26 protein-coding genes are annotated in these 25033 nt (G+C 59.4%); 8 read left to right on the top strand and 18 right to left on the bottom strand.

The window, feature by feature from the left end; translation table 11 throughout:
- Position 1 precedes the first annotated feature (1 nt).
- From GOW56_RS00210 to GOW56_RS00225, 4 genes are all read left to right on the top strand, one after another.
- Positions 2-991 carry an ABC transporter substrate-binding protein gene (locus GOW56_RS00210; protein WP_152457702.1) on the top strand — a complete coding sequence of 330 codons (990 nt, stop codon included), beginning with the start codon at positions 2-4 and terminating at the stop codon, positions 989-991.
- 157 nt (positions 992-1148) lie between these two features.
- A complete protein-coding gene (locus tag GOW56_RS00215; RefSeq protein ID WP_152457703.1) occupies positions 1149-1862 on the top strand; it encodes an ABC transporter permease in 714 nt (237 codons plus the stop codon).
- The gene (locus GOW56_RS00220; RefSeq protein WP_171204588.1) at positions 1855-2589 is read left to right on the top strand and encodes an ATP-binding cassette domain-containing protein; all 735 of its coding nucleotides are present in this window, start codon (positions 1855-1857) and stop codon (positions 2587-2589) included. The genes GOW56_RS00215 and GOW56_RS00220 overlap by 8 nt, the downstream gene beginning before the upstream one ends.
- A gap of 22 nt (positions 2590-2611) precedes the next feature.
- Positions 2612-3427 (top strand): substrate-binding domain-containing protein, encoded by an 816-nt coding sequence (locus GOW56_RS00225; RefSeq protein ID WP_171204589.1) that lies wholly within the window; start codon positions 2612-2614, stop codon positions 3425-3427.
- A gap of 49 nt (positions 3428-3476) precedes the next feature.
- On the opposite strand, the gene GOW56_RS00230 is transcribed toward GOW56_RS00225, so the two are convergent.
- The 11 genes from GOW56_RS00230 to GOW56_RS00275 all read right to left on the bottom strand — a co-directional run bounded on the left by GOW56_RS00230 (position 3477) and on the right by GOW56_RS00275 (position 13038).
- Complete coding sequence (locus GOW56_RS00230) at positions 3477-4349, bottom strand: helix-turn-helix transcriptional regulator (protein WP_171204590.1); 873 nt, start codon at positions 4347-4349, stop codon at positions 3477-3479.
- Complete coding sequence (locus GOW56_RS21975; RefSeq protein WP_256367747.1) at positions 4350-4475, bottom strand: hypothetical protein; 126 nt, start codon at positions 4473-4475, stop codon at positions 4350-4352.
- Positions 4476-4488: 13 nt separating this feature from the next.
- The gene (locus GOW56_RS00235; RefSeq protein ID WP_171204591.1) at positions 4489-5751 is read right to left on the bottom strand and encodes a c-type cytochrome; all 1263 of its coding nucleotides are present in this window, start codon (positions 5749-5751) and stop codon (positions 4489-4491) included.
- Positions 5752-6948, bottom strand: coding sequence for a formate dehydrogenase subunit gamma (locus GOW56_RS00240; RefSeq protein WP_171204592.1), 1197 nt, complete (start codon positions 6946-6948; stop codon positions 5752-5754).
- Between the two features lie 27 nt (positions 6949-6975).
- Complete coding sequence (locus GOW56_RS00245; protein WP_171168537.1) at positions 6976-7326, bottom strand: putative quinol monooxygenase; 351 nt, start codon at positions 7324-7326, stop codon at positions 6976-6978.
- 111 nt (positions 7327-7437) lie between these two features.
- Positions 7438-8031 (bottom strand): formate dehydrogenase FDH3 subunit beta, encoded by a 594-nt coding sequence (gene fdh3B, locus GOW56_RS00250; protein WP_010439472.1) that lies wholly within the window; start codon positions 8029-8031, stop codon positions 7438-7440.
- A gap of 12 nt (positions 8032-8043) precedes the next feature.
- Positions 8044-10938: a formate dehydrogenase subunit alpha gene (locus tag GOW56_RS00255; RefSeq protein WP_171204593.1), complete on the bottom strand. Its 2895-nt coding sequence runs from the start codon at positions 10936-10938 to the stop codon at positions 8044-8046.
- 105 nt (positions 10939-11043) lie between these two features.
- Positions 11044-11232: a ubiquinol-cytochrome c reductase iron-sulfur subunit N-terminal domain-containing protein gene (locus tag GOW56_RS00260; RefSeq protein ID WP_171116379.1), complete on the bottom strand. Its 189-nt coding sequence runs from the start codon at positions 11230-11232 to the stop codon at positions 11044-11046.
- A gap of 57 nt (positions 11233-11289) precedes the next feature.
- On the bottom strand, positions 11290-11901 hold the full coding sequence (locus GOW56_RS00265; protein WP_171116377.1) for a molecular chaperone: 612 nt from the start codon (positions 11899-11901) through the stop codon (positions 11290-11292).
- Between the two features lie 4 nt (positions 11902-11905).
- The gene (locus tag GOW56_RS00270; protein WP_171168535.1) at positions 11906-12487 is read right to left on the bottom strand and encodes a DUF3306 domain-containing protein; all 582 of its coding nucleotides are present in this window, start codon (positions 12485-12487) and stop codon (positions 11906-11908) included.
- Positions 12484-13038, bottom strand: a complete 555-nt coding sequence (locus GOW56_RS00275) for a DUF3305 domain-containing protein (protein WP_171204594.1) — start codon at positions 13036-13038, stop codon at positions 12484-12486. Before GOW56_RS00275 ends, GOW56_RS00270 begins: the two co-directional genes overlap by 4 nt.
- Positions 13039-13301: 263 nt before the next feature.
- Between GOW56_RS00275 and GOW56_RS00280 the strand changes: the two genes are divergently transcribed.
- Positions 13302-15254, top strand: a complete 1953-nt coding sequence (locus tag GOW56_RS00280) for a 4Fe-4S binding protein (protein WP_171204595.1) — start codon at positions 13302-13304, stop codon at positions 15252-15254.
- Here GOW56_RS00280 and GOW56_RS00285 read toward each other — a convergent pair.
- Complete coding sequence (locus GOW56_RS00285) at positions 15248-15976, bottom strand: cytochrome c (RefSeq protein WP_171204596.1); 729 nt, start codon at positions 15974-15976, stop codon at positions 15248-15250. The genes GOW56_RS00280 and GOW56_RS00285 overlap by 7 nt on opposite strands.
- A 122-nt stretch (positions 15977-16098) precedes the next feature.
- On the opposite strand from GOW56_RS00285, the gene GOW56_RS00290 reads away from it, so the two are divergent.
- Genes GOW56_RS00290 through GOW56_RS00300 form a run of 3 tightly spaced genes read left to right on the top strand, consistent with a single transcriptional unit; the run spans position 16099 to position 18331 of the window.
- Positions 16099-17160: an Mrp/NBP35 family ATP-binding protein gene (locus GOW56_RS00290; protein WP_152457717.1), complete on the top strand. Its 1062-nt coding sequence runs from the start codon at positions 16099-16101 to the stop codon at positions 17158-17160.
- On the top strand, positions 17157-17855 hold the full coding sequence (locus tag GOW56_RS00295; RefSeq protein WP_171204597.1) for a biotin/lipoate--protein ligase family protein: 699 nt from the start codon (positions 17157-17159) through the stop codon (positions 17853-17855). The genes GOW56_RS00290 and GOW56_RS00295 overlap by 4 nt, the downstream gene beginning before the upstream one ends.
- Positions 17852-18331: a DUF6505 family protein gene (locus GOW56_RS00300; protein ID WP_171204598.1), complete on the top strand. Its 480-nt coding sequence runs from the start codon at positions 17852-17854 to the stop codon at positions 18329-18331. Before GOW56_RS00295 ends, GOW56_RS00300 begins: the two co-directional genes overlap by 4 nt.
- Here the strand turns inward: GOW56_RS00300 and GOW56_RS00305 are convergent.
- The 6 genes from GOW56_RS00305 to GOW56_RS00330 form a co-directional block, all read right to left on the bottom strand.
- Positions 18328-18828 carry a flavin reductase family protein gene (locus GOW56_RS00305; protein ID WP_171204599.1) on the bottom strand — a complete coding sequence of 167 codons (501 nt, stop codon included), beginning with the start codon at positions 18826-18828 and terminating at the stop codon, positions 18328-18330. The genes GOW56_RS00300 and GOW56_RS00305 overlap by 4 nt on opposite strands.
- An 88-nt stretch (positions 18829-18916) precedes the next feature.
- The gene (locus tag GOW56_RS00310; protein WP_171168521.1) at positions 18917-20329 is read right to left on the bottom strand and encodes a PolC-type DNA polymerase III; all 1413 of its coding nucleotides are present in this window, start codon (positions 20327-20329) and stop codon (positions 18917-18919) included.
- A 2-nt stretch (positions 20330-20331) separates the two neighbouring features.
- Positions 20332-20850, bottom strand: a complete 519-nt coding sequence (locus GOW56_RS00315; protein ID WP_171116357.1) for a hypothetical protein — start codon at positions 20848-20850, stop codon at positions 20332-20334.
- 27 nt (positions 20851-20877) lie between these two features.
- The gene (locus tag GOW56_RS00320) at positions 20878-22701 is read right to left on the bottom strand and encodes a DUF294 nucleotidyltransferase-like domain-containing protein (protein WP_171116355.1); all 1824 of its coding nucleotides are present in this window, start codon (positions 22699-22701) and stop codon (positions 20878-20880) included.
- Between the two features lie 108 nt (positions 22702-22809).
- Positions 22810-24594, bottom strand: a complete 1785-nt coding sequence (locus tag GOW56_RS00325; RefSeq protein WP_171116353.1) for a sodium:solute symporter family protein — start codon at positions 24592-24594, stop codon at positions 22810-22812.
- 5 nt (positions 24595-24599) lie between these two features.
- Entirely contained in the window at positions 24600-24884 is a 285-nt protein-coding gene (locus tag GOW56_RS00330; RefSeq protein WP_152459845.1) for a DUF4212 domain-containing protein, read from the bottom strand.
- Positions 24885-25033: the final 149 nt, after the last annotated feature.

Raw genomic sequence — 25033 nt, forward strand, 5'->3', positions numbered from 1 at the left:
GATGAACAAGCTACTCAGCGGGGCGGTTGCCGCCTTTAGCCTCGCAGCCAGTGCGGCGCTGGCGGCGGATGAGGTGACATTGCAACTGAAATGGGTCACGCAAGCACAGTTCGCGGGTTATTATGTTGCCAAGGACAAGGGCTTTTACGAAGAAGAGGGGCTGGACGTCACCATTCTGCCCGGCGGGCCTGACATCGCTCCGACGCAAGTGATTGCAGGCGGTGGCGCCGATGTGACCGTCGAATGGATGCCTGCCGCGCTGGCTGCCCGTGAAAAAGGGCTGCCGCTGGTGAACATCGCGCAACCGTTCAAAAGCTCGGGCATGATGCTGACCTGCTGGAAAGACGCCGGGATCTCGTCGCCCGAAGACCTCAAAAACCGCACGCTGGGTGTCTGGTTCTTTGGCAACGAGTTTCCCTTCATGAGCTGGATGAGCCAGTTGGGCATCAGCACCGATGGCAAAAGCGAAAACGGAGTGGAAGTTCTGAAGCAGGGCTTCAACGTCGACCCGTTGCTTCAGCGTCAGGCGGATTGCATCAGCACCATGACCTACAATGAATACTGGCAGGTCATCGATGCCGGTGTCAGCCCGGATGAGCTGGTGACCTTCAAATACGAAGACCAGGGCGTGGCAACGCTGGAAGACGGTCTTTATGTGCTGGAAGAGAACCTGAGCGATGCGGCCTTCGCCGACAAGATGGAGCGGTTCGTGCGCGCGTCGATGAAGGGCTGGAAATACGCCGAGGAGAACCCGGACGAAGCGGCGGAAATCGTTCTGGAAAACGATGCAACCGGTGCCCAGACGGAAGAACACCAAAAGCGTATGATGGGTGAGATCGCCAAGTTGACCGCAGGGTCGAACGGCGCGCTGGACCCGGCTGATTTCGACCGCACCGTCAATACATTGCTGGCAGGCGGGTCTGATCCGGTTATTACCAAAAAGCCCGAAGGGGCCTGGACACATCAGATCACCGATGCTGCACTGAATTGATCTCAGCCTTTCCTTGGGGAATTGAAGCGCGGTCCCAAGCGGGGCCGCGTTTTTCATTCTAAATGCCGGATAAGTGTCTGTACTCGACCTGAAATCAGAGTAGTATTTACCTGTAAACGAACGCATTTCATACGAAATGTGAATTCAATGGGATAAAATGCAGGGATTTGCATCAGAATTCAGCTCTGCCATCGCGCTGATCTTTGAGGGAGACTCAGAGCTTTGGGCGATTGTGCTGTTGTCCCTAAAAGTATCCGTGTTTGCGGTTCTGATTTCTGCCCTGATCGGCATGCCCGTCGGTGCCGCCCTGGCTGTGGCCAGGTTTCCGGGGCGGCGGATGCTGATCGTTCTGATGAATGCCCTGATGGGGTTCCCGCCCGTGGTCGTGGGGCTGCTGGTCTATCTGATGCTGTCCCGTTCCGGCCCGTTGGGTGTGCTAGAGCTTTTGTATACCCCGACGGCCATGATCATTGCGCAGGTCGTGTTGGTCACTCCCATTATCGCGGCATTGACCAGGCAGGTGGTCGAAATGCTGGCCGAGGAATATTCTGAACAGCTGCGATCACTGGGCGTGTCGCGGCTGGCATCGGTTCCCGTGCTTCTCTGGGATGCGCGGCTGGCACTGGTTACGGCCTTGCTTGCGGGGTTTGGGCGCGCCATTGCCGAGGTCGGCGCCGTGATCATCGTGGGCGGCAACATCAATCATGTAACGCGCGTGATGACGACAACGATCGCGTTGGAGACGTCAAAGGGAAATCTGGCGCTGGCTCTGGCGCTGGGGGCAATCCTGATTGGGATCGCGGTGGCCGTGAACGCGATGGTCAGCGCGGTCAGCCTGCGGGCCGAACGGGAAGGGGTACGTCATGCGTGACCTGTTCTGCGACGCGGTGAATTGCCTGAAAGTCGAGAACCTGCAAATCCGAAGTAACGGCAAGGCGTTGTTGGACGTCTCGTCATTGGTTCTGGATGGGCCGGGGCCAACCTTGATTCTTGGCCCCAACGGTGCAGGCAAAAGCCTGTTGCTGCGCTGCCTGCACGGTTTGATCACGCCGGATCGGGGGCAGGTCGTCCAGGATGGAAAACCGCTGGGCGCGGCACAGAAAGCCCGCCAGGCGATGGTGTTTCAGAAACCGGTTCTGCTGCGTCGATCAGTTGCGGCAAACCTTGACTTCGTTCTCAAGCGTCAAGGCATGGGACGAAGGGCCCGTAAGGCCCGTATCGCCGAATTGCTGGCCGAAGGCGGGCTGGACGGCAAGGCCAGACAACCCGCGCGGTCATTGTCCGGGGGAGAGGCGCAGCGATTGGCGATTCTCCGTGCGCTGGCGCTGGACCCCGAGACCTTGTTTCTGGACGAGCCCACCAGCGCGCTGGATCCAAGCGCGACCCAGATGATCGAACGAATGATATTGCGGGCATCGGCTCTGGCCGTGCGGATCGTGATGGTGACGCATGATATCGGTCAGGCACGTCGTTTGGCCTCGGACGTGGTCATGATGCAGGGCGGGCACGTCGTGGAACATGGTGTGGCAAAACAGGTTTTGAATTCACCCGAAAGCGATGCGTCGCGCCGCTATTTGGCGGGCGGATTGGTTACCTAAAACAGAGAAAGCGGAGAGAGTGATGTTCCGGAAACCAATTCGGGCAGCGGCGGTGGCTTTGGGCCTGTTGACCAGCGCGGTTTCGGCGGAAGAGCCGTTTATTGTGGTGCAGTCGACCACGTCCACACAGAACTCGGGACTGTTGGAATACATTCTGCCGTGGTTCGAAGCCGATTCAGGTATCGATGTCCGTGTCGTGGCGGTTGGAACCGGTCAGGCCATTCGCAACGCCATCAACGGGGACGGGGATGTTCTTTTGGTTCACTCCAAACCGGCCGAGGAGAAATTCGTTGCTGACGGTTGGGGCGTAGAGCGGAAGGATCTGATGTACAATGATTTCGTTCTGGTCGGCCCCAAGTCTGACCCTGCCGGAATTCGCGGCGGCGCCGATGTGTTGGCCGCGCTGTCGAAAATCGCCGAGGTCGAAGCGCCGTTTGCATCACGCGGTGACGACAGCGGAACACACAAGGCTGAACTGGGCTATTGGTCCGCGGCCGGGCTGGACCCTGCCGAGGCTTCGGGTGCGTGGTATCGCGAGACCGGATCTGGTATGGGGGCGACGCTGAACGTGGCCAGTGGAATGGATGCCTATACGCTGACGGATCGGGCCACGTGGCTGTCTTTTGGGAACCGCGGAAATCTTGAGGTATTGGTCGAAGGGGATCCACGCCTGTTCAATCAATACGGCGTGATTCTCGTGAGTCCCGACAAGCACGCGCATGTGCGCGCGGCGGCCGGCCAACGTTTCATCGACTGGCTGACGGGGCCGGACGGGCAGGAGGCGATTGCGTCGTTCAGGCTGGACGGGCAGCAGGTGTTCTTTCCGAACGCCGACTAAGCCGGCCTGCGGCGGGCGTATCCTTACAAGGTAAAAGGCGGTTGAGGGCTCAACCGCTGGCACCGTTGTGGTGTATCGTGCCCAGGCCCGACAGGTCGTAGCCACCGAATTCACGGGCCCTTTGCGCAAATTGATCCGAGCGCAGCAGCGTTATCAGTTTCTGCATTGGCGGATCAAAATATGACCTGCGCCAAATCGCCAGATCCAGCCTCTCGGAATGGGTGGGGACGAAACCCAGGTTGTAAAGCCCTGCCAAAGCCCCCAGCCCAAAGCCGGCCTCGGCCTTTTCGCCGTGAAGGGCGATGGCCAGTTCCTCTTCGGTGCGTGCGCAGCCGGGGGTTGCGTCCAGATCGTCTCGGCTCATGCCATGGGCTTCCAGCTGGCTGTCGAACAGGTGTTGGCTGGCCGCACTGTCCTGACGCATGATCACGCGGCGCGATTTGAGATCCTTGAACGTTTTGATATCCGATATGCCCGGGGCAAGAAGCAGCCCGCGCTTGCGCCGGGCGACTTCGTACAACACCACCGGCCCTTCGCCCAAGGCGTCCCGCAGGGATTTTTCGTTGAACCCTCCGTCTTCGTGGATATGCAACACGGCCGCCTGTGCGCTGCGTTCGCTCAGCCGTGTCAGCCCGTCAAAAGAGCCGTCGTAATAGGTGGCAAGCCCCGATCCGCTTTCACGCAGCGCCCAGTCCAACAGAGGATCATGGCTGCCTGCTACAATCGGAGGCAGGGGCGGTTCGGCGACCTGCGGACCGGATCGCGACGCGTTGAGCCAAGCAATGATCTCGGCCCGCGGGAACAGCAGCTTGCCCATGGCGCGAACACAGGGCACCTCGCCCGAGGAGGCAAGATCATAGGCTTTGCGCTCGCCGATGCGCAGCAAATCGGCCAGTTCGCGGGTGGTCAGGTATTGCGACATTCAGTCGAGGCGAACGGCAGAGCCGGACGTGGCGTCGGCGGCGGTGAATCCGATCCGATCCAGCACGACAGGGGCTGCCACTGCAATGACGACCATTGCGGCGACCGCGGCAAGAAAGGCTTTCATGGTCTCCTCCAGTTCAGTTCCGGGCACCCGTTGCGTGGCGCAGAAAAGCAATAAGATCCTGACGATCCTGAGCTTGTGTAATTCGCTGCATCGGCATCTTGGACCCCGGAATGTAATGGTCAGGCCCTTCGTCGAAAAGAGCATTTATCGTTTCGTCATTCCAAATGATATCAGAGCCTTGCAGCGTATCCGAGTACAAATATCCCGGTAACGTGCCCGCGCGTCTGCCGAAAACCCCGTGCAAGGAGGGACCTGCGCGGCGTTGGCTGTCGGGTGTCAGGCTGTGACAGATCGAGCATTTCCGCGCGAATTGACGCTCACCATTGTCCATCTCGTCGGGGTTTTGCAGAAAACTCGGCTCGGCAGAAGCCATCTGTTGCCGGTCGGACAAGGCGGTGACCGGCCAACTGTACATGGCCTCGTCGATCCCGCCAGCATGGATGTTTTCACCATCGACCGAAAAGGCCAGGGCCCAGACTGGTCCCCGCAACGTTGCACGAAAGTCCTGTGCGATGCGCCAGTCCGAGGTATCGATGACCATGATATAGCCTTCGCCGTCGCCCACGGCCAGAAACCGACGATCCGGGCTGAGCGCCATGGCAAGAATCGGGCGACGATCCAGAGTGAAATCGCGTTCTTCACCGGTGGAAAGGTCCAGAATTCGGGTCACTCCGTCAACGGCACCGTAAGCGATCCAGTTGTCCTGTTCATTCAGGACCAATTCGTTGATGCCGAACCCGTGTTCGATGAGCCGGATGATCTCTTGTCCAGTCGAGATGTCCCAAATGCGCAGCGACCCATCCATGCCTGCTGAATAAAGCCGTGTGCCATCAGAAGAAAACACCACCGCGTTCACACCACTTCCGGTCGGTCCAAGAGTTGTGGGCGCGGCTCCGTTCACGGGCCAAACCCCAATCGTTCCGTCCCAACTGGCGGTTGCGACGTGGGTCTTGGACGCTGCCAGACCCACGATCTTGCCCTTATGTCGCCCAACCACGTCGCCACCGGGCCACTTGCGCAGGGTGAAGTCATCTCCGGCCGAGTAGATGGCCGTGCCATTGAAGGCAACGGCGTTCACGGCGGCTTCATGACCTTCCAGCCATTCGGGGGTCCGATCAGCCCACAGCCCGACGGAATTGTCGAAACTGGCTGTTGCGATACGCCCGTCCGGGGCTGTGGCGATTCCCATGATTGGGCCGCCGTGTCCCTTGAGCGTGAAGAATTCGGCCAAGGCGGGCAGAGGGATCAGCGCCAGGGCCAGAACCAGCCCCCGCATCTATTCAGCAGGCGAGGCGGCGGTTTTGCCTGCCTCTTTTTCCTGAACTTCTTCCAGCCACAAAGAGTGGTGTTCACGGGCCCATTGTTCTTCGACCTCGCCGGTGCCCATGGCGTCAAAGGCGCCCTCCATTCCGACAGAGCCGAGATAGATATGCGCCACGATGATCGCAATGAACACATAAGCAACCATCACGTGCCAGACCTGGGCATATTGCATTTCTTCCTGCGGCGACATCTGCTCCGGCAGGTTCAGGTCCATCATTTGTGGAATACCGGTCGCATTGGCGATCTGGAAGGTTTTGGCAAACAAGGGCATCTCGAATGGGAACAACAGCGACAGACCCGACAGGCTGATGGAGACGCCCAGCAGGATGCAGGCCCAGAATATGATCTTTTGTCCCGCGTTGAACTTCTTTGCCGGTGGGTGGCTGTTCTTGGTGAACAACCCGCCACCTGCGGCCAGCCATTTCAGATCGACGCGGTTGGGGATGTTATGGGCAATCCAGTTTACCGTGACGATGATCAGGCCCAGCATGAAGGCCCAAGCCAGATTGTTGTGCAACCACTTGCAGCCCTGTGCGAGGGCCGCAAAGCCCTCTTTCCCGAAAACCGGGATCAGGAAGTCGCGCCCATAAAGCGTCAGCAGGCCCGTGACGCCAAGGATCAGGAACGACCCGGCAAACAGCCAATGGCCGAACCGCTCGAATCCGTTGAAACGCGTGACCGTGCGGCCGGTTTTCTCACCATCGATGCGAATTTTGCCTCGGATCAGGAAAAATAACAGGATGATGCCCAGCATCCCGGCAACGATATAGGTGCCGTATTCGCGCAGCGGTCCGGTGCGGAAGGTCAGCCACCACATGCCGCCATCCTGAATCAGCACGCTGTCTGCCGGACCATGAGAAGACACCGTCACATCAGCCGAGCCATAGCGCAAAGCGCGATACACGTCACTGTCCGAGGCCACACCACGCGTGCCAAGCTGCCCCAGCAACCCCTCGGCATTGCCCTGACCAGTGTTCTCGGAACGATAGCTGTTGTCGACGGTTTCACCACGCTGCCGGGCGAGAATGTCTTCCAGCGTTGTCGCTCCGCCGGTCGAGGTGCGCTCATCTGCCGTGGGTTCAGAGGTCTCTTGCGCCCATGCGGCTCCGGTCAGAAAAATCGAAACCAGCAGATACTGGATCAGACGCATAGGGGTATCCTCCTGTGCAATTTCATATCAGCGGTCAAACCCGCCAATTTGCTGGTGAAAGACGGCGCCGACCGGTGCGAGCGCTTCGCGAAGATCATCCTTGGCCGGACCATACACGTCCAACCCTACTGGCGTCAGAAGGGCCAGAAACCGTTCAGCAAAACTGGCACCGAAATTCTGCATATGTATCATGGCATCTTCGGAACTGGCGTAGCGTTCATAGATATGAACAGCCGAACCGGTCATGTGCCATTCATAGCTTCTGGCGCCGGTCTCCTGCTGCGTGGCCGTGACCATTTCTGCCATAAGCGCTTCGAACTCATCCTTTTTATCCAGATCGAGGTCAAGCTTCAGCAGCCAGTAAACATCATTGGTCATGCGCGCCTCTCAAATTTGTTTGCTGTGACGTTGCAGGAAACGGATCCCCGATCACATCACTTGAAAAGCCCCCCGCAAAGGGCGGGAGGCTGCTTTGTCAAAAGCCGGATTTCAACCGTCCTTCTGGTCGTAGGCCGTGCCCCAGCCCCAGGCGCCCGAGCCGAAACCGCGCGCCACGACGCGTTCACGGTAAACTGCGGAAACCACGTCGCCGTCACCGGCGAGCAGGGCCTTGGTGGAACACATTTCGGCGCAGATGGGCAGCTTGCCCTCGGCGATCCGGTTGCGACCGTATTTGGCGAACTCTGCGGTCGAGTGCGTTTCCTCGGGGCCGCCGGCGCAGAAGGTACATTTGTCCATCTTGCCGCGCGATCCGAAGTTACCCGCCTGTGGATATTGCGGCGCGCCGAAGGGGCACGCATAGAAGCAATAGCCGCAGCCAATGCACAGGTCCTTGGAGTGCAGGACGACCCCTTCTTCGTTCTGATAGAAGCAGTCGACCGGGCACACCGCCATGCAGGGCGCATCCGAACAATGCATACAGGCGACCGAGATCGAGCGTTCGCCCGGGTTGCCGTCATTGATCGTCACCACCCTGCGGCGGTTGATGCCCCACGGCACCTCGTGTTCGTTCTTACACGCGGTTACGCAGGCGTTGCACTCGATGCAGCGTTCAGCGTCGCAGAGAAACTTTGCTCTAGCCATTTATCGTCCTCCTTACGCTGCCCAGATCTTGCAGAGAGTCGCCTTGGTCTCTTGCATCTGGGTCACTGAATCATAGCCATAGGTCTGGGCGGTGTTGGTGCTTTCACCCAGCACATAGGGGTCTGCACCTTTGGGGTATTTCTCCCTCAGGTCCTCGCCCTGGAAATGGCCGCCGAAGTGGAACGGCATGAAGGCCACGCCGGCACCGACCCTGTTGGTCAGCATCGCCATCACCTTGACCTTGCCGCCCTCGGGACCTTCGACCCAGACCTGTGATCCGTCTCGAATGCCAAGGTTGTTGGCATCGCGCGGGTTGATCTCGACGAACATGTCCTGCTGAAGCTCGGCCAGCCACGGATTCGACCGGGTTTCGTCACCGCCGCCCTCATACTCGACCAGACGACCAGACGTGAGGACTATCGGGTAATCCTTTGAAAAGTCGTTCTTTTGGATCGATGCATAAAGTGTGGGTAGGCGATAGGCCTGACGGTCCTCGTAGGTCGGATAGTCCTCTACCAGATCGCGACGCGGCGTATAAAGTGGCTCACGATGGATTGGGATCGGATCCGGGAAGGTCCAGACAACCGCACGGGCCTTTGCGTTCCCGAAGGGCGCACAGCCATGTGCGATCGCGACCCGCTGGATACCGCCGGACAGGTCGGTTTTCCAGTTGGTCTTTGGTCCGGCCACGGCGTCGATGGCCGCGCGTTCCTCGGCCGTCAGATCACCGTCCCAGCCAAGATCCATCAGCATCTGCATCGTAAACTCTGGATAGCCATCCTGAATTTCCGATCCAACGCTATAGACCCCTTCGGCCAGCAGGTTGTCACCGTCGCGTTCCACACCGAAACGGGCGCGGAAGGTCAGGCCGCCTTCGGCCACCGGTTTGGACATGTCATAAAGGTTTGGTGTCCCCGTATGACCCATCTCAGCCGTTCCCCAGCAAGGCCAAGGTAGGCCGTAATACTCACCGTCGTTGGGTCCACCGATTGCCTGCAGCGTGGTTCTGTCAAACGTGTGCTGGTTGGCCATGTGGCTTTTCAGACGTTCCGGTGACTGACCGGTATATCCGATGGTCCAGAGGCCCGAGTTGAACTCACGCGTGATGCTTTCAACATTCGGGGTTTCCGGGTCGTCCATTTCGATGTTGCGGAAGAACCGATCCGCCCAGCCAAACTTGTTGGCGAATTTGGCCATGATGACCTCGTCCGGCAGACTTTCGAACAGCGGATCGACCACCTTGTCGCGCCACTGCAACGACCGGTTCGAAGCCGTGACCGAGCCACGGGTTTCGAACTGCGTACAGGCGGGCAACAGGTAGACGCCATCGGTGCGGTCATGCAGAACGGCCGAGACGGTGGGATACGGGTCGATCACGACCAGCATGTCCAGCTTTTCCATCGCCGTCTTCATTTCCGTCATCCGGGTCTGCGAGTTGGGCGCGTGGCCCCACAGAACCATGGCGCGGACATTGTTGTCCTGATCCATGTTGGCCGGGTCTTCCAGAACACCGTCGATCCAGCGGGAAACAGGAATGCCGCGCTCGTTCTGCAGCGGTTTGTCCTTGCCGTCCTTGTCCTTGATCGTGGCGAATTGACCGGCCAGCCATTCAGGTTCTTCGCCCCAGACACGGGCCCAGTGACCCCATGCGCCTGCGGACAGGCCATAATAGCCGGGCAGGGTATGGGAAAGAACACCAAGGTCCGTTGCGCCCTGAACGTTGTCATGACCGCGGAAGATGTTGGTGCCACCACCCGAGGTTCCCATGTTGCCCAGTGCAAGCTGAAGGACGCAATACGCGCGGGTGTTGTTGTTGCCGTTGGTGTGCTGCGTTCCGCCCATGCACCAGACAACCGTTCCAGGACGGTTGTTGGCCATCGTGCGGGCAACCCGCTTCAACTGCGATCCCGGAGTGCCGGTGACACGTTCCACCTCATCCGGGTTCCACTTGGCAACTTCTTCGCGGATCTGATCCATGCCCCAGACACGGGTGCGGATGAACTCTTTGTCTTCCCAACCGTTGTCGAAGATGTGCCAGAGGATACCCCAGATCAGCGCAACGTCCGTGCCGGGCCGGAAACGGACATATTCATCCGCATGCGCCGCAGTGCGCGTAAAGCGCGGGTCGCAGACGATCAGCGGGGCGTTGTTCTGCTCTTTTGCGCGCAGAATATGCAGCAGCGACACGGGATGCGCCTCGGCCGGGTTGCCGCCGATGATGAAGATCGCCTTGCTGTTGTGCATGTCGTTGTAGCTGTTGGTCATGGCGCCGTAGCCCCATGTATTCGCAACACCCGCAACAGTGGTCGAGTGGCAGATCCGGGCCTGATGGTCCACGTTGTTCGTGCCCCAGTAGGCGGCGAACTTGCGGAACAGATAGGCCTGTTCGTTGTTGTGCTTGGCGGAACCCAGCCAGTACACGCTGTCAGGCCCGGATTCTTCGCGGATGCTCATCATGCCGTCGCCGATCTCGTTGATCGCCTCTTCCCAGCTGATGCGCTTCCACTCTCCGCCTTCCTTTTTCATCGGATATTTCAGGCGGCGCTCGCCATGGGCGTGCTCGCGAACGGCGGCACCCTTGGCGCAATGGGCGCCCAGGTTGAACGGACTGTCCCAGCCGGGCTCCTGCCCGATCCAGACGCCGTTCTGAACTTCGGCAACCACCGTGCAACCGACCGAACAATGCGTGCAGACGGACTTGATGTTCTCGACAGCCGTGTTGGCTGCGGTCTGGGCGCTGGCTGGCGTCACGGTTCCACCCGTGGCGCTGATCGCGGCAAGGCCGCCGATCGTCAGGCCCGATCCACGCAGGAATGCGCGGCGATCGACGGTTTTCTCGCCGACCTGGGACAGGATACTTGTCCGCTGGGGGCGTCTCGCAACCCCGTTGGTCTTTTTCCTAAGCATTTGTTTCCTCCCTTGCGCGCCGTGTATGCCACGGCTGGCTTGGTACTGCTGAAGCCGACGTCGGGGCCAATCGCAACCGTCAGTCGGGTGTGAAAACGTCCGATCCTAGAACCGGGTGCTTTCGATGTAGGCGCGTGTATGCGCGGTATCCTGGATGCGGGTATCGTCTGTCGGCGCTTCGGCCGCTTCGGCTTTCCCGGTCAGGCTGGCGGCGGCAACAGCAGCAGGCGCTGCGGTTCCGGCCAGTTTGAGGAAGTCGCGGCGTGTGGCGCCTTCTTCCTTGGTCTTGCTCATGGGCTCCTCCTGTCCCAATTGCGGTTTGGTGCCCACAGGGCACCGGCGATGTGCGGGCTACCCCGCTGTCATCCGGAACGCTTCGCGCTCGATCTCCATGAATACCCGACCGGCGGTACCGACGGATGCATAGAGAACAGAGTTTTCAGCAGCTTCCAAATCCGAATAGAAATGTGCGGCCCATGGGCCGATATGTTTGCTCCAGAATGCTTTCTGGTCTTCAAGCGATGCCGGGCTGCCAAAACGCCCAACGATCATGCCTGCCATCATCTCCATCAATGAGGCGATGTTGTCCTCGGGCTCAAACACGTTCTGGGCGCGTGTGATCCCGCGCACCGCCATGTCATTGCGGAGCTGCGCCAGAGGTTTCTCGTTCAGAAAACCCGTGAGATAGAAGCTGGCATAGGGCAGCAATTCGCCCCGACCCAAACCGATGAACAATGCGTTGAATTCCCGTTCCGCGGCGGCGGGCTTGGTGACCTTTGCAACCCGCGCCATGGCTTGGATGGCCTGACCAAGATCAGTGTCATCCCCGCTAAGGCTCGCCATTTGATCCAGCAGCATCTGGTCGGGTGGACCGGCCAGCAGCAAGCCCAGAAAGTTGTAGAAATCCGCGCGCAGGCGATCCTCGGCTGAAACGTCCAGAGTGTGCGCGTCACTTGCGGTCATTCGGTCATCCTTCAAATTCAAATGTCATTCGACGTGGCGCCGGGGGAAGGTCGATTTCTTCCGGCTCGTCCGCGCGGGCGACGGAAACCGGTTCGGGCCCGGTATCGGGTTCGACCGGCTCGGCCTCGGGTTCAGCGCGCGTATCGGCTTCGCTTTCAGCAGCATCGTCTTTGGCCTCTTCCGCGTCGGCCGCCAGTGCTTCGATATGTGCCAGCATGCCCTTTCCAACCTGATAGGCGGTTTGCATGTTTTCGATCACGCAGGCCGCATCGGTGTAGTCCTCGCCGTAATCAACCAGCCCGTCGACATTGGCCAGAACCGGGTTCAGCCGCCACAGCCGACGCAAAGCCCGACGGCGCAGGCGATCAGGCACGGCCTTGGCCATGAAGCCCGAAACATCGTCGCCGGGTTGCAGGGTCTCTGGGTCGGGAAGGTTGAACTCGGCGAGGATCTCGGCGTCATCCTTTTCTTCCAGCTCCGCTTGCCGTTCTGCGATCGCCTGTTCTTCAAGGGCCAGTGCCTCGGCCTCGGCTTCGGCGTGAACGGCGGCCTTTCGGCGAGACCAGAAATCATCGGGCCGGTTCATTGCAGCGCCTTTCTCGGGGCGCGATACACGTCCGACGTCTGCCGGATACGAGCATCACCCTTGCCGTCTTCAACCAGATCTGTCCGCTTCTTGTCGCGGCGGCGCTTGACGAAAACTTCGTGCTGATGATGTTTCAGAGTAAAATCGCGAACCCAGGCAATCAGCCCTACAGTCATCGGGATCTTCTCGACAATTTCTTCACCGGTATCCGCGTAATCCTGCCCCTCGAACGGAGAGGCGGTGATCAGAACTGCATTCAGGGGAGTTTCGCCTTTCAGTTCGTCCCGCAGCACAAGGTACAGCGAAGGCTGCCCATCCGACAAGTTAACCATGTAGGCTTCGGTTTCATCTGCCCAGAGCGTCAGGGGCAAGGTGGCCGCGTGATACTCGACGGCATCGCCTTCGCGGCGCAGTTCCTGCCAGTCGGCCGGCCCCGCGCCGGGTAAAAGGGCCACAGCGCGCCAGTTCCACCGGGCCCACCGTGTGACCCCGGGTGTCTTGCGCACGATGACGCCAACCGGCATTTCAGTCTGGCTTGCGGCCTTGGCCACTGGCTCCTCCCCGAAAGGCTCTCCCCTGCCTTTCCAAGTCCACTATGGTACACAAACTGGCTGTGTGCCAAGCCTAAGCTCTACGACTTTGGTCGTAGTCCAGGGTAGCAACTGCGTGAGCAGGTCCTGTGAATGCTTGTGTTTCGTGGCATTTATTGCCGAAATTCAACCCTGTGCAGGAAACGCGGCAAGGGGTTGAAGTTGCTTTCCCGGGGGTACAGCCTAGTGTGCATGGAACCGGGGCGGTTGCCCGAGGAGAGGATATGGCCACGAAACTACTGCTATGTGATTGCGCCGGAACACAGGCATTCGATCCGGACAAGATCGAAAGCGCCTGCGGCGTTGCCTGTTCCAGGTTGCATACCGCGCTTTGTACCGATGAGTTGCAGTCCGCCGCGGACTTGATGAAAGAAGGTGATACCGTCATCGCTTGTGCGCAAGAGCATGACGTTTTCAGGTCACTGGCCGAAGACCTGAATATCGACGTGCCCGGATTTGTCGATCTGCGCGATCGGGCCGGGTGGTCAGACCAAGGTGCGGATGCGACCCCCAAGATGGCGGCATTGGCGGCCGAGGCCGTTCTGGCGCAACCGGTCACACCCAGCGTGGATGTCTTCAGTGAAGGCACCTGTTTCATCATCGGGCCCGGTGCGGTGGCCTTTGATCTGGCAGAGCGTCTGGCGGATTCGTTGGCAGTGACCGTCATGACGACCGATTTGTCAGAGCCTCTCTCGCGCGCCTATGACGTGGTACGGGGGCGGCTGCGTTCGGTTTCCGGTGCGCTCGGTGGGTTTTCGTTGCGTCTGGACGCGCTTCAGCAGGTCGTGCCCGGTGGGCGCGGCGCGTTTGCTTGGACCGATCCAAAGGACGGTGCGCTTTCATCGTGTGACATTGTCATCGATCTGGCAGGAGAAACGCCCTTTGTTCAGGCCCCGGACAAGCGCGAAGGCTATCTGCGGGCTGATCCCAGGGATGCGGTTTCCGTGGAACGTCTGGCTTTTGAAGCCGCGCAATTGGTGGGGACATTCGAAAAGCCGCTTTATGTGCGCGTGGAAGAAACCCTGTGTGCCCATTCCCGGGCCGAGCAGGTGGGCTGTACCAACTGTTTGGATATCTGCCCAACCGGTGCGATTTCCCCGGCGGGCGAGCATGTGGCGATTGACCCGATGGTATGTGCAGGCTGTGGTGCTTGCGCCGCGCTGTGCCCTTCAACGGCCATAACCTACGAAGACCCACCTGTTTCGGCGCTGTTGTCGCGGATGCATATTCTGGCCCGTACCTATCGACGGGCCGGCGGCACCGCGCCTCGGTTGCTTGTACATGACGCCCACGGGGCCGAAATGATCCGGTTGGCGGCGCGTTTCGGGCGTGGATTACCTTCGGATGTGATTCCATTGGAATTGAATGTGATATCTGGCTTTGGCCATGCCGAGATGCTGGCGGCTCTGGCGCATGGGTTCGCGCGGGTGGTTGTGCTGTTGGCGCCGACGACTGAACGCGAGGCGTTGAACCGGGAGCTTGAATTGGCACATGCCATTGCTGGCCCCGAGGGTATAGGCCTGATTGACGAAACAGACCCCGATGCGATGTCCGATCTGCTGTACGGGCAGGCGGTGCCCCGGCCTTTGTCCGATCCGGTCTTGCCTATGGGCAATCGCCGGCAAATCGCGCGGCTGGCAGCACAGGCGCTGAACCCGCAGGCTGAATCGCCTTTGCCGCTGCCTGAAAATGCGCCTTACGGGGCAGTTGCAGTGAATACCGACAGCTGCACCCTGTGCCTCAGCTGTGTGTCGCTGTGCCCATCCGGTGCGTTGATCGACAATCCGGATATGCCGCAATTGAACTTCCAACAAGACGCCTGTCTGCAATGCGGGATGTGCAAGACCATATGCCCCGAGGATGCGATCACGCTTGTTCCACAACTTGATCTCAGCGATGCGGCCCTGTCACAGCAGGTTCTGAACGAAGAAGAACCTTTTGCCTGCGTGGAATGCGGGGCATTGTTCGGCGTGAAGTCCACGGTTGAGCGGATCATGGAGAAGCTGTCGGGCACGCATCCGATGTTCGCAACGTCGGATCAGGCGCGGATGATCCAGATGTGTGACAATTGCCGGGTGAACGTGCAGTTCCAACAGCAAGACAATCCTTTCCAGTCAAAGCCCAAGCCTCGGGTCGTCACGACCGAGGATTACTATTCAGACAGAAAGGATCACTGAAGTTTCAGAGGTGCACCCAGATCCGCAGCGTCGATGCGCGATACGAACGCCAGGATCGCGTCAAGATCGTCCAATGTCATCTCAACCGGGTGAATAGGAGACGGGCGTTCGGGATCGAAAGGCGGTGTCAGACCGTCGATCTGTGTGAATGCGGGGTGGGGGTTCAGGGCGAAAAACGCTTCGAATCGCTGCGACCAGTCGGGCATTGCGCGCAGAACGGCGAAAGAGGGCGTCGACCCCAGGCCATTCATGCGGTTCCTTGGCCCGATGACATGACAACGCCCGCAATGGGTCATCGAAAGTTCTTCGCCAAGTTGGGTGTCGCCCTCGACGATGTCACCGGACTCAACCACGGCAATATCAAAATTGGCAGAGTAGGGCCCTCCGTCTGCCGGAGCAAAGCTTTCCACCGTGCGCTTGCCGATATCCGACTTCAGCCATTCAAGAAAACGGGCTTGGCGGTCACTGTCTTCGATACGCAGGTGATAGATCACGTCGTTGCGGGCAAAGACCGGATCACCGGGCGGCGCGGTTTCCAGCACCATGACCCCGGCGTCGTCTGCAATAACACGGATCCCGGTCTTGAGAGAGAAGCGAGGAAGGATATGTTGCAACAGGCCGGAGTCTTTTACCTCTGCCGGGGCCGCAAGGCCAATCGCCTCTTGCGACCAAGAGGGGGTGGCAGAGAGCGTCAGGCTCAGGCACAAGAGGACAAAGCGCATGGCTCAACGTAACTTCGCGGGGCGGGATGCGTCAAATGTACAGACAAAGACGGAGACACGTGCAATGAGCGGCGAGTCGATACGCACGCCCCTGTCATCAGGGCGGATCAAGGGGAACAAGCATGAGTGTTCGTGACGCGGTTCTGGCGAACCTGAAAAAGATCACCGACCCGGTATCCGGGCAGGACATCGTAAGCGCAGGCATCGTGCGCGCCTTGAATGTGGAAGGCGACACGGTACGCTTCGTGCTTGAGGTCGATCCGAAATATGCGGAAAAGATGGAACCCGTCCGCGCCACGGCTGAAAAGGCCGCTCAGATGGTGGAAGGCGTGGCAAATGTTTCGGCCTTGATGACCGCGCATTCCGACAAGGCACCGCCGGATCTGAAACCGAAACCCAAGCCATCGCAAACCGGGCCGCAGGCAGTGCCAGGTGTGGATCGGATCATCGCCGTTGCCTCCGGCAAGGGTGGGGTTGGCAAATCCACCGTTTCGGCCAACCTTGCCTGCGCATTGGCTGCGGAAGGCCGGCGTGTAGGTCTGCTGGATGCGGATGTTTACGGGCCGTCGCAACCCCGGATGTTGGGTGTCTCGGGCCGTCCGGCCAGCCCTGACGGCAAGACAATCCTGCCGCTGCGCAACCACGGGGTCACCATGATGTCGATGGGTTTGATGACCAACGAAGGTCAGGCGGTTGTCTGGCGCGGGCCGATGCTGATGGGTGCGCTGCAACAAATGATGAGCCAGGTTCAATGGGGCGCGCTGGATGTTCTGATCGTCGATCTGCCGCCCGGCACCGGTGACGTGCAACTGACGCTGAGCCAGAAGTTCCAGGTGGATGGTGCCATTGTCGTCTCAACGCCGCAGGACGTGGCCCTGATTGATGCCCGCAAAGGGATCGACATGTTCAACCAGCTCAAGACACCCATTGTCGGGATGATCGAAAACATGTCCACGCATATCTGTTCGAACTGTGGGCACGAAGAACATGTTTTCGGTCATGGTGGTGTCAAGTCCGAGGCAGAGGCGCTGGGCGTGCCGCTGCTGGGTGAAATCCCGTTGCATCTGGACATCCGCGTCGCCGCTGACGGGGGCGCGCCCATCGTTGTCAGCAAACCTGACAGCCCGCAAGCCGAGGCATTCCGCAAGATCGCCCGCGACATGATCGCCAAAGGCAACGCATGAGCCAGCCGGTTTTCCCACCCTTGCTGACGGGCCACCCGGTTCAGGGTGGGGAAGACCCGTTCGAGCGCGCGCAGGCCATGGCTGCGCTAGGCTGTGATGCGGGGACGGTTGTCTACAATATTCAGGCGGATTTCCTGCGCGTGGCAATTGTTTTTGCCCCCGAGGTACCGTTGCAGGATGCCGTGGCGATGCTGCCGCTTTGTGCTGTGGGGTTCCAGAACGCGCTGGGCGCTTTGGCCCCACCAGAGGTTGCGGTGCATCTGGGTTGGGATGGTCTGATTTGCGTGAACGGGGCGCGGTGCGGCCGGTTCCGCGCGGCTGCGTCAACATCAATGCCCGAGGAAGAGCCGGACTGGCTGATCGTCGGTTGGGAGCTGACGCTGTTGCAAACCAGTGATGCGCCGGGTGAAACCCCTGATATCACCGCGCTGTACGATGAAGGCTGTGCCGAGGTTTCTGCAACGCAGCTGGTGGAAAACTGGTCACGACACATGTTGACCTGGCTCAACCGTTGGCAGGAGGATGGCAACGCGACCTTGCACGCCGAATGGATGGGCCTGCTGCGCGGTGTGGGCGAACCGCTGATCGATGGAGGCGTATTCCTTGGAACGGATGAACGTTTCGGGATGCTGATCCGCGACGGGGCCGATACGTATCTGCGCCCCCTGACTGACTTGTTGGAGAACCGAGAATGAAACTGGCCCGAGCGATCCATTTCGACGAAAGCGACATGAACGTGTTTCATTCCCCGGCGCGCACCGGAGAGTGGTGCGTTTCGGGCGGGTTTGAGTTTTCCAACTGGGGGCAGGGCGATCTTGAAGGCAAGGCTCGACAGGCATTTGCGAACGGTTGGCTGGGGTTGGAAACCTTTGGCCGGGTGACTTTTGTCGCCGTGACGCAGATCGAAGCCGCAGAGAAAGATCAGATTACGCATAACCTGGCCGAACATTTTGTGCAGTTCTATGGCGCACCCTCGGTCGAGGCCGCATTGGGCGTTGCGCAAGCTGAAATCGACCACATGTCAGAGTTGTGCGAAGACCATCCGGCCAACACGTTGTTGACCGTCGCAAGGGAATTGACAGAGACAGGCGTGCACGAAGCCTTTCGCGTGATCACTCCGCAGGACGCGGAACTGGAGGCGTTGGCGGTTCACGGGGCGCTGGACGATTAGATCAGGTCGACAAACCCGCCGAACTGCCCGCGTTTGAAAATCAGCCCTTTGCCGGTGCGATACATGACCTGCTCTACCTGACCCACGATGATCAGATGATCCCCGGCGTCATGACGGGCATGAAGGCGGCAATCGAACCGGGCCAGACACTGGGCCAGATGTGGACGCCCGGCCTCATCCTCGGTCCAGTCGGCATGTGAGAAATCCGCCCCATCGCGTGCAAACCGCAACGCCTGATCCTGCTGATCCTGCGCCATGACGTGGATCGAATAGAGATCACAGGTACTGAACGTATCAAATCGGAATGATTCCTTGGCCAGACACCACAGGACCAGTGGCGGATCCAATGAGACTGAGGCAAATGAATTCACCGTTATGGCACGCGGGCCATTGTCGGATTGCGCGGTAATCACCGTGACACCGGTGCCAAAGCATCCCAGCGCTTCCCGAAAGGCGGGGCTTTGATCCGGGGTCGGTCTGAAGGTCTTTTCGGTCATTGCGCGCTTAATCCTTGGCCGCGCATCAGGTGCCATGCGTGGCCCGGATTGTCCATGAAAAGCTGACTGCCGGGTGCAATTTATGCCGTCAGTTCAGATCTTCCAGCAAACGACCATGTTTGCGGGTTTCCATGATCACCTCGCCAAAAGTCGTGAGGCCGCGTGCTTGCAGGATCGGCAGCATCTTGATCAATGCCTCGGCCGTGGCAACCGCGTCGCCCAGTGCGGTATGGCGCAACGTTTCGGGGATCGTGATTTCCAGCCGTTCACACAAGGCATCCAGTGTGTGCGTATCGCTTGCCCCGAACAGCACCGCAGACAGCAAAACCGTGTCGAGTATCGGATGATCCCACTCGACACCCATCCGTTTGGCATGGCGGCGCAGGAACGCCATGTCGAACGGGGCATTATGCGCCACGATCACGGCGTCGCGCGAAAACTGATGGAAAACGCGTCCGGCTTCGGCGATATCAGGCGCCCCCTGAACCATACGATCGCTGATCTTGTGTACTTTGGTCGACGCCGGGGGAATCGGAATGCCGGGATCAACCAGCATGTCCAGATGTTCACCCTGAACGATTTTACCATTCAGAACGCGCACTGCGCCGATCTGCACGATCTCATCCTTGTGAGGTAGCAAACCGGTTGTTTCCGTGTCGAAAACCACGAAACATAGATCCGACAGGGGGCGGTTCTCGAACGCATCATCCCCCGGTGTATTGAGAAGTTCGAAATCATAGACCAGCGGGCGGGCATCGTCCGGTGACATATGTGTCGCGCTGTCTTCGAAGACAAGCATATATCCGGGTGCATCGCCCAAGGGTTTCATCCGGGCGGAATATGTCTGCCGCCCGTCCACGCTGGACAGGGTGCAATAGACGTCCTTTCCGGTTTTGCACATCTTGGCATATGCGTCCGTCAGGCCGGTGGCTTCGAGATATTCGAAAAGAGATGCGTTCAGACGAGGATGCGCGATTTGTGCGAGAACCTCGGCGGCCTGCCCGTCGTACAGAACGATCTGATGTTTCGGACTGGCCAGCAGCATGGCCACAGGGATTTCCGTCAGCAGCGCGGTCAGGCGCTGTTTTTCGGCGGCCAGATGCGCGGTTTCGGCGGCCACGGCCTCGGCCGTGCGCATGGCGTTCGAGGCCAGTTGTTCCGCCAATCCCGCCGCTGCCGGGGCAAGATCACCCAGATACCGCGCGGCCTGCATGTCGAGGTCGGTGCTTACACCGGCATGTGCACGGGCACGCAGCTGGGCGGAAAGCCGTTCGATCGGTTTGGCGACGTTGTCGTCGAACAGCAGCCAAACACCCGCGACCAGTGCCAGAAATCCAAATCCGATCAGGATTTCGGCGAAGACGAAATCATTCAGCAGACCGGGGTTTCCCGCACGGGAATAGGTGATCCAGAGAGCGGTGGCGCTGATGGCAACCCCGCCAAGGGCGAGGAGACAGAAGAACAGAAAAATCCTGAGCCTCAAACTCAATCCGGTCAGCATGATCACACCCCGCAAGTGGCTGCGATGACGGGGTCATTGGTTCCGGCTGCAATCCAGTCAGCGTTCACCAGACGCCCGTCCTCGGCAAATTCGGCACCATCCGCCAGGTTGGCGCGGCGGCCTTCTGCACAATTCACGGCCACCGGCAGTTTCGAAACCGGAGCCCAGCGGCCAAAGAAGTAAAGATCGACAAGCCGTTGTTCCGGAACGTTTTCGTTTGTGCGCACCGATACGGTGTCGATTGCGGCAAACCGGTCAACGAACGGCACCGCGTAGGTCCAGGGACGATAAAACGCGCGGCTTTCGACCTCTTGCACGATGGTCATCTCTTCCGGCAGTTGGTCGCGCGTGCGATCGTACCAGGAATATTCGCTGTTGATGGTCATCGCGATCATTCCAAGACCGGCCGCAACCGGCGTTGTCCATTTTGGCAAACGCCCTCCGGTCAGCTTGTTCAGCAGAAGAACGATTCCGGCACATGCGACCCCTGCGAAAATCGTGCCGATCAGTTCCAGAAACATGTGGTCTCTCCGTTGGTCAGTCGCATGTCAGCCCAGCATTCCCTTGCCGTGGCCAACTGCCGATTGCATCGTTTTTACCACCACGAAAGCATCACGCAGATGACTTCGCTCAAAGTCCGACAATTCAGACGGTGGCAGGTAGTTGTCGGGCATCGCTCCGGATTTAACCAGCCGCACCTGATGCTCCAGCCGGGTTTCAGCGATCAGATCATAGGCGTCCAGCAAGTCACGCGCACCAGAAGGGCTGAGCACGCCACTGGCCTCGGCTGCTTTCAGGCGGGCGCGGGTGTTGGCCTCGGTCAGCTCGCCTTGCAGTGCATAGATGCGCGCCAGATCGACGACGGGCACAACTCCGTTGTGTTTCAGATCCAGCGTATTGCGATGCTCGCCCGAGCGGATCGTCGCGAAACCGCGCAGCAGGCCCAGGGGGGGCGTGTGCTTCAGCGAGTTCGAAATCATGTGTGCGACGAAGATCGAGTTTGCCCTGGCCACTGCCAGAGTGTCCGCTTGCAGATCGCCAAACAACTCAAATGCGCCGCCGATGGGGCGCAGGTCGAACATGACCGAGGCCAGCATCTGCGCCTCGGGGTTTGGCTTGGCAATCCAGCCTTTGAAATAGTCGCGCCAGACACGAACCGGCTGGCACCAGCGCGGATTGGTCGCCATCATGTCGCCGGGGCAGTAGAAGTACCCGCAGACGTCCAGCCCGTCAGAGACGAATTTGGCCAGTTTGGTGAAGTAGGACATATCGGCGTCGGTGACGCTATCGTCCAGCATCAGGCAATTGTCCTGATCCGATACGCCGGTTTGTTCTTGCCGTCCCTGTGAGCCGCAGGCCAGCCACAAATAGGGTACAGGCGGCGGCCCCAGTTCAGATTCGGCCAATTTCAGCAGGCGGCGGGTAACCGTGTCTGCAATATCGGTGATCAGCCGCGTGACGATCTCGTGCCGGTTCCCGCCGGCAACCAACTGAACCAGCAACTGCGGAATTTCCGCCGTCACCCTCGCCATCTCTTCGGCACTGTCAGCCTTTGCGATCCGACCAACCAATTCGGCCGAGTTGACGGCCTGATAGTGGGTCAGATCGGTCTGCGTCACGATCCCGACCAGACGACCGCCTTCGGAAACCGGGATGTGGCCAATGCCGCGCTCCATCATGATATGCAGAACGTCCGAGCCGATATCGCTGGGCGACAGGGTTACGGGATTTGCAGTCATGATTTCGGAAATCCGTGTGGTTTCGGGCAACCCGTTGGCAACATATTTGCCCGAAATGTCCCGCAGGGTGGCGATACCTTTCAACTTCTCTCCATCTGTCACGCATAGCGACGAGATGTGTTTGTCGCGCATGATCTGTGCCGCTTCCTGAACTGTCGTGTCCGCAGGGCAGGTGGCGGGATCGCGCGCCATCAAAACGTCAATCGAACTGGTCGCAAGGCTTTGCGGGCCACTGCGATCTCCACGGGTTCGATTGAAGAATTTGGCAACGACGTCGTGGTTGTCGATCAAACTGCGCACCAAATCCGGTGGCAGAACCATCAGGACCGACGGCGTATGAGCACGGGCTTTGGTGGCGGCTTTGCCGTCTTTCAGCAGGCCCCTCTCGCCGAAGGAGTTGCGCAGCCCCAGATGAGAGACGATGGCCCCGTTCTCATCGGTAATCTCAACCTGTCCTTCGTAGATCAAGAAAACCCCGGGCAACTTGTGACCCAGCTCATAGACAGAAGCGTCCTCCTCAACTTCCCATACCTCGATCTGTTTGACGATCTGATCCAGGGCGTCGGAAGGCAACACGTCATAGGGGTGAACGGATTTCAGAAACCGGGCAATTTCATCATGGGACAGGGGCATGTGTTGTCTCCGGTGTTCTGGTTAAAAAATCCCGCCCAGTGGTGTGCCGGGCGGGAACAGTGGATCGAAAGACGCGGTCGAAGGCAAGAACCAACGACCGCATCAAGCTCACTTATTCTGAGCTGCGCCCGCACCACGGGGAATGCGCACGCTTTCGACCAATTCAACGATCTCCGGCGGAGTCTCTTTGGTCATTCCGGCGACGACGTAAGCGACGCCGAAGTTGATCATTGCACCGATGGCGCCGAACGAGGTCGACTTGATCGGACCCAGCAGCGGATCAGCATCAGTGAACGAGTTGGTGCCCGGAATGAACAGCCAGCCCTTGTGCAGGAAGATGTAAACCAGGGTTACGATCAGACCAGCCAGCATACCTGCGACGGCACCGGTGTTGTTGATGCGGGTCGAGAAAATCCCCATCATCAGCGCCGGGAAGATCGAGGCAGCCGCCAGACCAAAGGCCAAGGCCACGGTTTGCGCAGCAAATCCCGGTGGGTTCAGACCCAGATAGGTTGCAACGACGATGGCCACAGCCATTGCGATACGAGCGGCCAGCAGTTCTCCTTTTTCAGAGATTTGCGGGTTGATCGCGCCTTTGACAAGGTCGTGGGACACCGCCGACGAGATCGCCAGCAACAGGCCCGCAGCGGTCGACAGAGCAGCTGCAAGACCACCGGCAGCGACCAGACCGATCACCCAACCCGGCAGGTTGGCGATCTCGGGGTTGGCCAGAACCAGGATGTCGCGGTTGAACTTGGTCAGCTCGTTACCGACCCAGCCTTTTTCTTCCGCAAGTGCCTGCATGTCGGCATTTTGGTCATTGTAGTACTGGATCTTGCCGTCGCCGTTCTTGTCTTCCCAGTCCAGCAGACCAGTTTTCTGCCACGTCTGCATCCAGTCATAGCGTGGATCGTTGTCGATATCCTCGACGGAAACGGCACCACCTTCGATGCCACCGTTGGGCCACATCATGTCGGTGATGTTCAGACGCGCCATTGCGCCAACCGCTGGGGCGGTCAGATACAGCAGCGCGATGAAGACCAGCGTCCAGCCAGCGGACCAGCGGGCGTCAGACACCTTAGGCACGGTGAAGAAGCGCATGATCACGTGCGGCAGACCGGCAGTACCGATCATCAGCGACAGCGTGAACAGCACCATGTTCAGCGTGTTCGAATGATGCGCTGTATACTCGGCAAAGCCCAGCTCGGTCACGATCGCGTCCAGCTTGGTCAGCAGAGGCTCACCGCTGGCGGTATCGCTGAACAGACCCAGCGCCGGAACCGGCGTACCGGTCAACTGCAGCGAGATGAAGATCGCCGGGATGGTGTAGGCGGTGATCAGCACGCAGTACTGAGCGACCTGAGTATAGGTCACGCCTTTCATCCCACCGAACACCGCGTAGGCAAACACCACACAGGCACCGATCAGCAGACCGGAGGTGTTCGACACCTCAAGAAAGCGGCCGAAGGCCACGCCCACGCCGGTCATCTGACCGATAACGTAAGTCACCGAAGCAACGATCAGACAGATCACAGCAACGATACGTGCGGTCTGGCTGTAGAAACGGTCGCCGATGAATTCCGAGACGGTGTATTTGCCGAACTTACGCAGGTAGGGCGCAAGCAGCAGTGCCAGCAGCACATAGCCACCGGTCCACCCCATCAGGAAGGTCGAGTTGTCATAGCCGGTGAAGGCAATTAGGCCCGCCATCGAGATGAACGAGGCCGCAGACATCCAGTCCGCCGCTGTCGCCATACCGTTGGTGACCGGGTGAACGCCGCGACCGGCGGCGTAGAACTCCGATGTGGAACCCGCGCGGGCCCAGATCGCGATGCCGATGTATAGCGCGAATGATGCGCCAACAAACAGCAGGTTGATGGTAAACTGGTCCATGCTGCTTACTCCTCGTCCACGCCGAATTCAGCGTCCAGCTTGTTCATGCGCCAGGCGTAGTTGAAGATCAGCACCAGAAAGACCAGGATCGATCCCTGCTGAGCGAACCAAAAGCCCAGATCGGTGCCGCCAACGGCGATGCCGGACAGCAATGGACGCAGCAGAATGCCGAATCCAAACGACACCAGCGCCCAGATCGCGAGGCTGATGTAGATGAGGCGCAGGTTGGCCTGCCAATAGCCCTTGTCGGACTCGGCAGTCTGCGCGGAGTTTGTTGAATGATCCGCCATCGCGGGTTCCTCCTTCGCTTCCTCGTTGGACGGCCCGATGCCCACATCCTCCAGTGCGTCGGGCCGCTTCTCACTTGCGCCAGACGCCATGTGACGTCAGGCAAAACTCCTCCAGTCCGCCAAAGCGGTCTTTTGAAGTATTCTGTTTG

This window comes from Ruegeria sp. HKCCA0235A (assembly GCF_013033235.1).
Taxonomy (GTDB): Bacteria; Pseudomonadota; Alphaproteobacteria; order Rhodobacterales; family Rhodobacteraceae; genus Ruegeria.

Excerpts from the sequence above, each read along its gene's own strand:
- GOW56_RS00210 (WP_152457702.1), top strand. The coding sequence starts at position 2 with ATGAACAAGCTACTCAGCGGGGCGGTTGCCGCCTTTAGCCTCGCAGCC.
- GOW56_RS00215 (WP_152457703.1), top strand. The coding sequence starts at position 1,149 with ATGCAGGGATTTGCATCAGAATTCAGCTCTGCCATCGCGCTGATCTTT.
- GOW56_RS00220 (WP_171204588.1), top strand. The coding sequence starts at position 1,855 with ATGCGTGACCTGTTCTGCGACGCGGTGAATTGCCTGAAAGTCGAGAAC.
- GOW56_RS00225 (WP_171204589.1), top strand. The coding sequence starts at position 2,612 with ATGTTCCGGAAACCAATTCGGGCAGCGGCGGTGGCTTTGGGCCTGTTG.
- GOW56_RS00230 (WP_171204590.1), bottom strand. The coding sequence starts at position 4,349 with ATGTCGCAATACCTGACCACCCGCGAACTGGCCGATTTGCTGCGCATC.
- GOW56_RS21975 (WP_256367747.1), bottom strand. The coding sequence starts at position 4,475 with ATGAAAGCCTTTCTTGCCGCGGTCGCCGCAATGGTCGTCATTGCAGTG.
- GOW56_RS00235 (WP_171204591.1), bottom strand. The coding sequence starts at position 5,751 with ATGCGGGGGCTGGTTCTGGCCCTGGCGCTGATCCCTCTGCCCGCCTTG.
- GOW56_RS00240 (WP_171204592.1), bottom strand. The coding sequence starts at position 6,948 with ATGCGTCTGATCCAGTATCTGCTGGTTTCGATTTTTCTGACCGGAGCC.
- GOW56_RS00245 (WP_171168537.1), bottom strand. The coding sequence starts at position 7,326 with ATGACCAATGATGTTTACTGGCTGCTGAAGCTTGACCTCGATCTGGAT.
- fdh3B (WP_010439472.1), bottom strand. The coding sequence starts at position 8,031 with ATGGCTAGAGCAAAGTTTCTCTGCGACGCTGAACGCTGCATCGAGTGC.
- GOW56_RS00255 (WP_171204593.1), bottom strand. The coding sequence starts at position 10,938 with ATGCTTAGGAAAAAGACCAACGGGGTTGCGAGACGCCCCCAGCGGACA.
- GOW56_RS00260 (WP_171116379.1), bottom strand. The coding sequence starts at position 11,232 with ATGAGCAAGACCAAGGAAGAAGGCGCCACACGCCGCGACTTCCTCAAA.
- GOW56_RS00265 (WP_171116377.1), bottom strand. The coding sequence starts at position 11,901 with ATGACCGCAAGTGACGCGCACACTCTGGACGTTTCAGCCGAGGATCGC.
- GOW56_RS00270 (WP_171168535.1), bottom strand. The coding sequence starts at position 12,487 with ATGAACCGGCCCGATGATTTCTGGTCTCGCCGAAAGGCCGCCGTTCAC.
- GOW56_RS00280 (WP_171204595.1), top strand. The coding sequence starts at position 13,302 with ATGGCCACGAAACTACTGCTATGTGATTGCGCCGGAACACAGGCATTC.
- GOW56_RS00285 (WP_171204596.1), bottom strand. The coding sequence starts at position 15,976 with ATGCGCTTTGTCCTCTTGTGCCTGAGCCTGACGCTCTCTGCCACCCCC.
- GOW56_RS00290 (WP_152457717.1), top strand. The coding sequence starts at position 16,099 with ATGAGTGTTCGTGACGCGGTTCTGGCGAACCTGAAAAAGATCACCGAC.
- GOW56_RS00295 (WP_171204597.1), top strand. The coding sequence starts at position 17,157 with ATGAGCCAGCCGGTTTTCCCACCCTTGCTGACGGGCCACCCGGTTCAG.
- GOW56_RS00300 (WP_171204598.1), top strand. The coding sequence starts at position 17,852 with ATGAAACTGGCCCGAGCGATCCATTTCGACGAAAGCGACATGAACGTG.
- GOW56_RS00305 (WP_171204599.1), bottom strand. The coding sequence starts at position 18,828 with ATGACCGAAAAGACCTTCAGACCGACCCCGGATCAAAGCCCCGCCTTT.
- GOW56_RS00310 (WP_171168521.1), bottom strand. The coding sequence starts at position 20,329 with ATGCTGACCGGATTGAGTTTGAGGCTCAGGATTTTTCTGTTCTTCTGT.
- GOW56_RS00315 (WP_171116357.1), bottom strand. The coding sequence starts at position 20,850 with ATGTTTCTGGAACTGATCGGCACGATTTTCGCAGGGGTCGCATGTGCC.
- GOW56_RS00320 (WP_171116355.1), bottom strand. The coding sequence starts at position 22,701 with ATGCCCCTGTCCCATGATGAAATTGCCCGGTTTCTGAAATCCGTTCAC.
- GOW56_RS00325 (WP_171116353.1), bottom strand. The coding sequence starts at position 24,594 with ATGGACCAGTTTACCATCAACCTGCTGTTTGTTGGCGCATCATTCGCG.
- GOW56_RS00330 (WP_152459845.1), bottom strand. The coding sequence starts at position 24,884 with ATGGCGGATCATTCAACAAACTCCGCGCAGACTGCCGAGTCCGACAAG.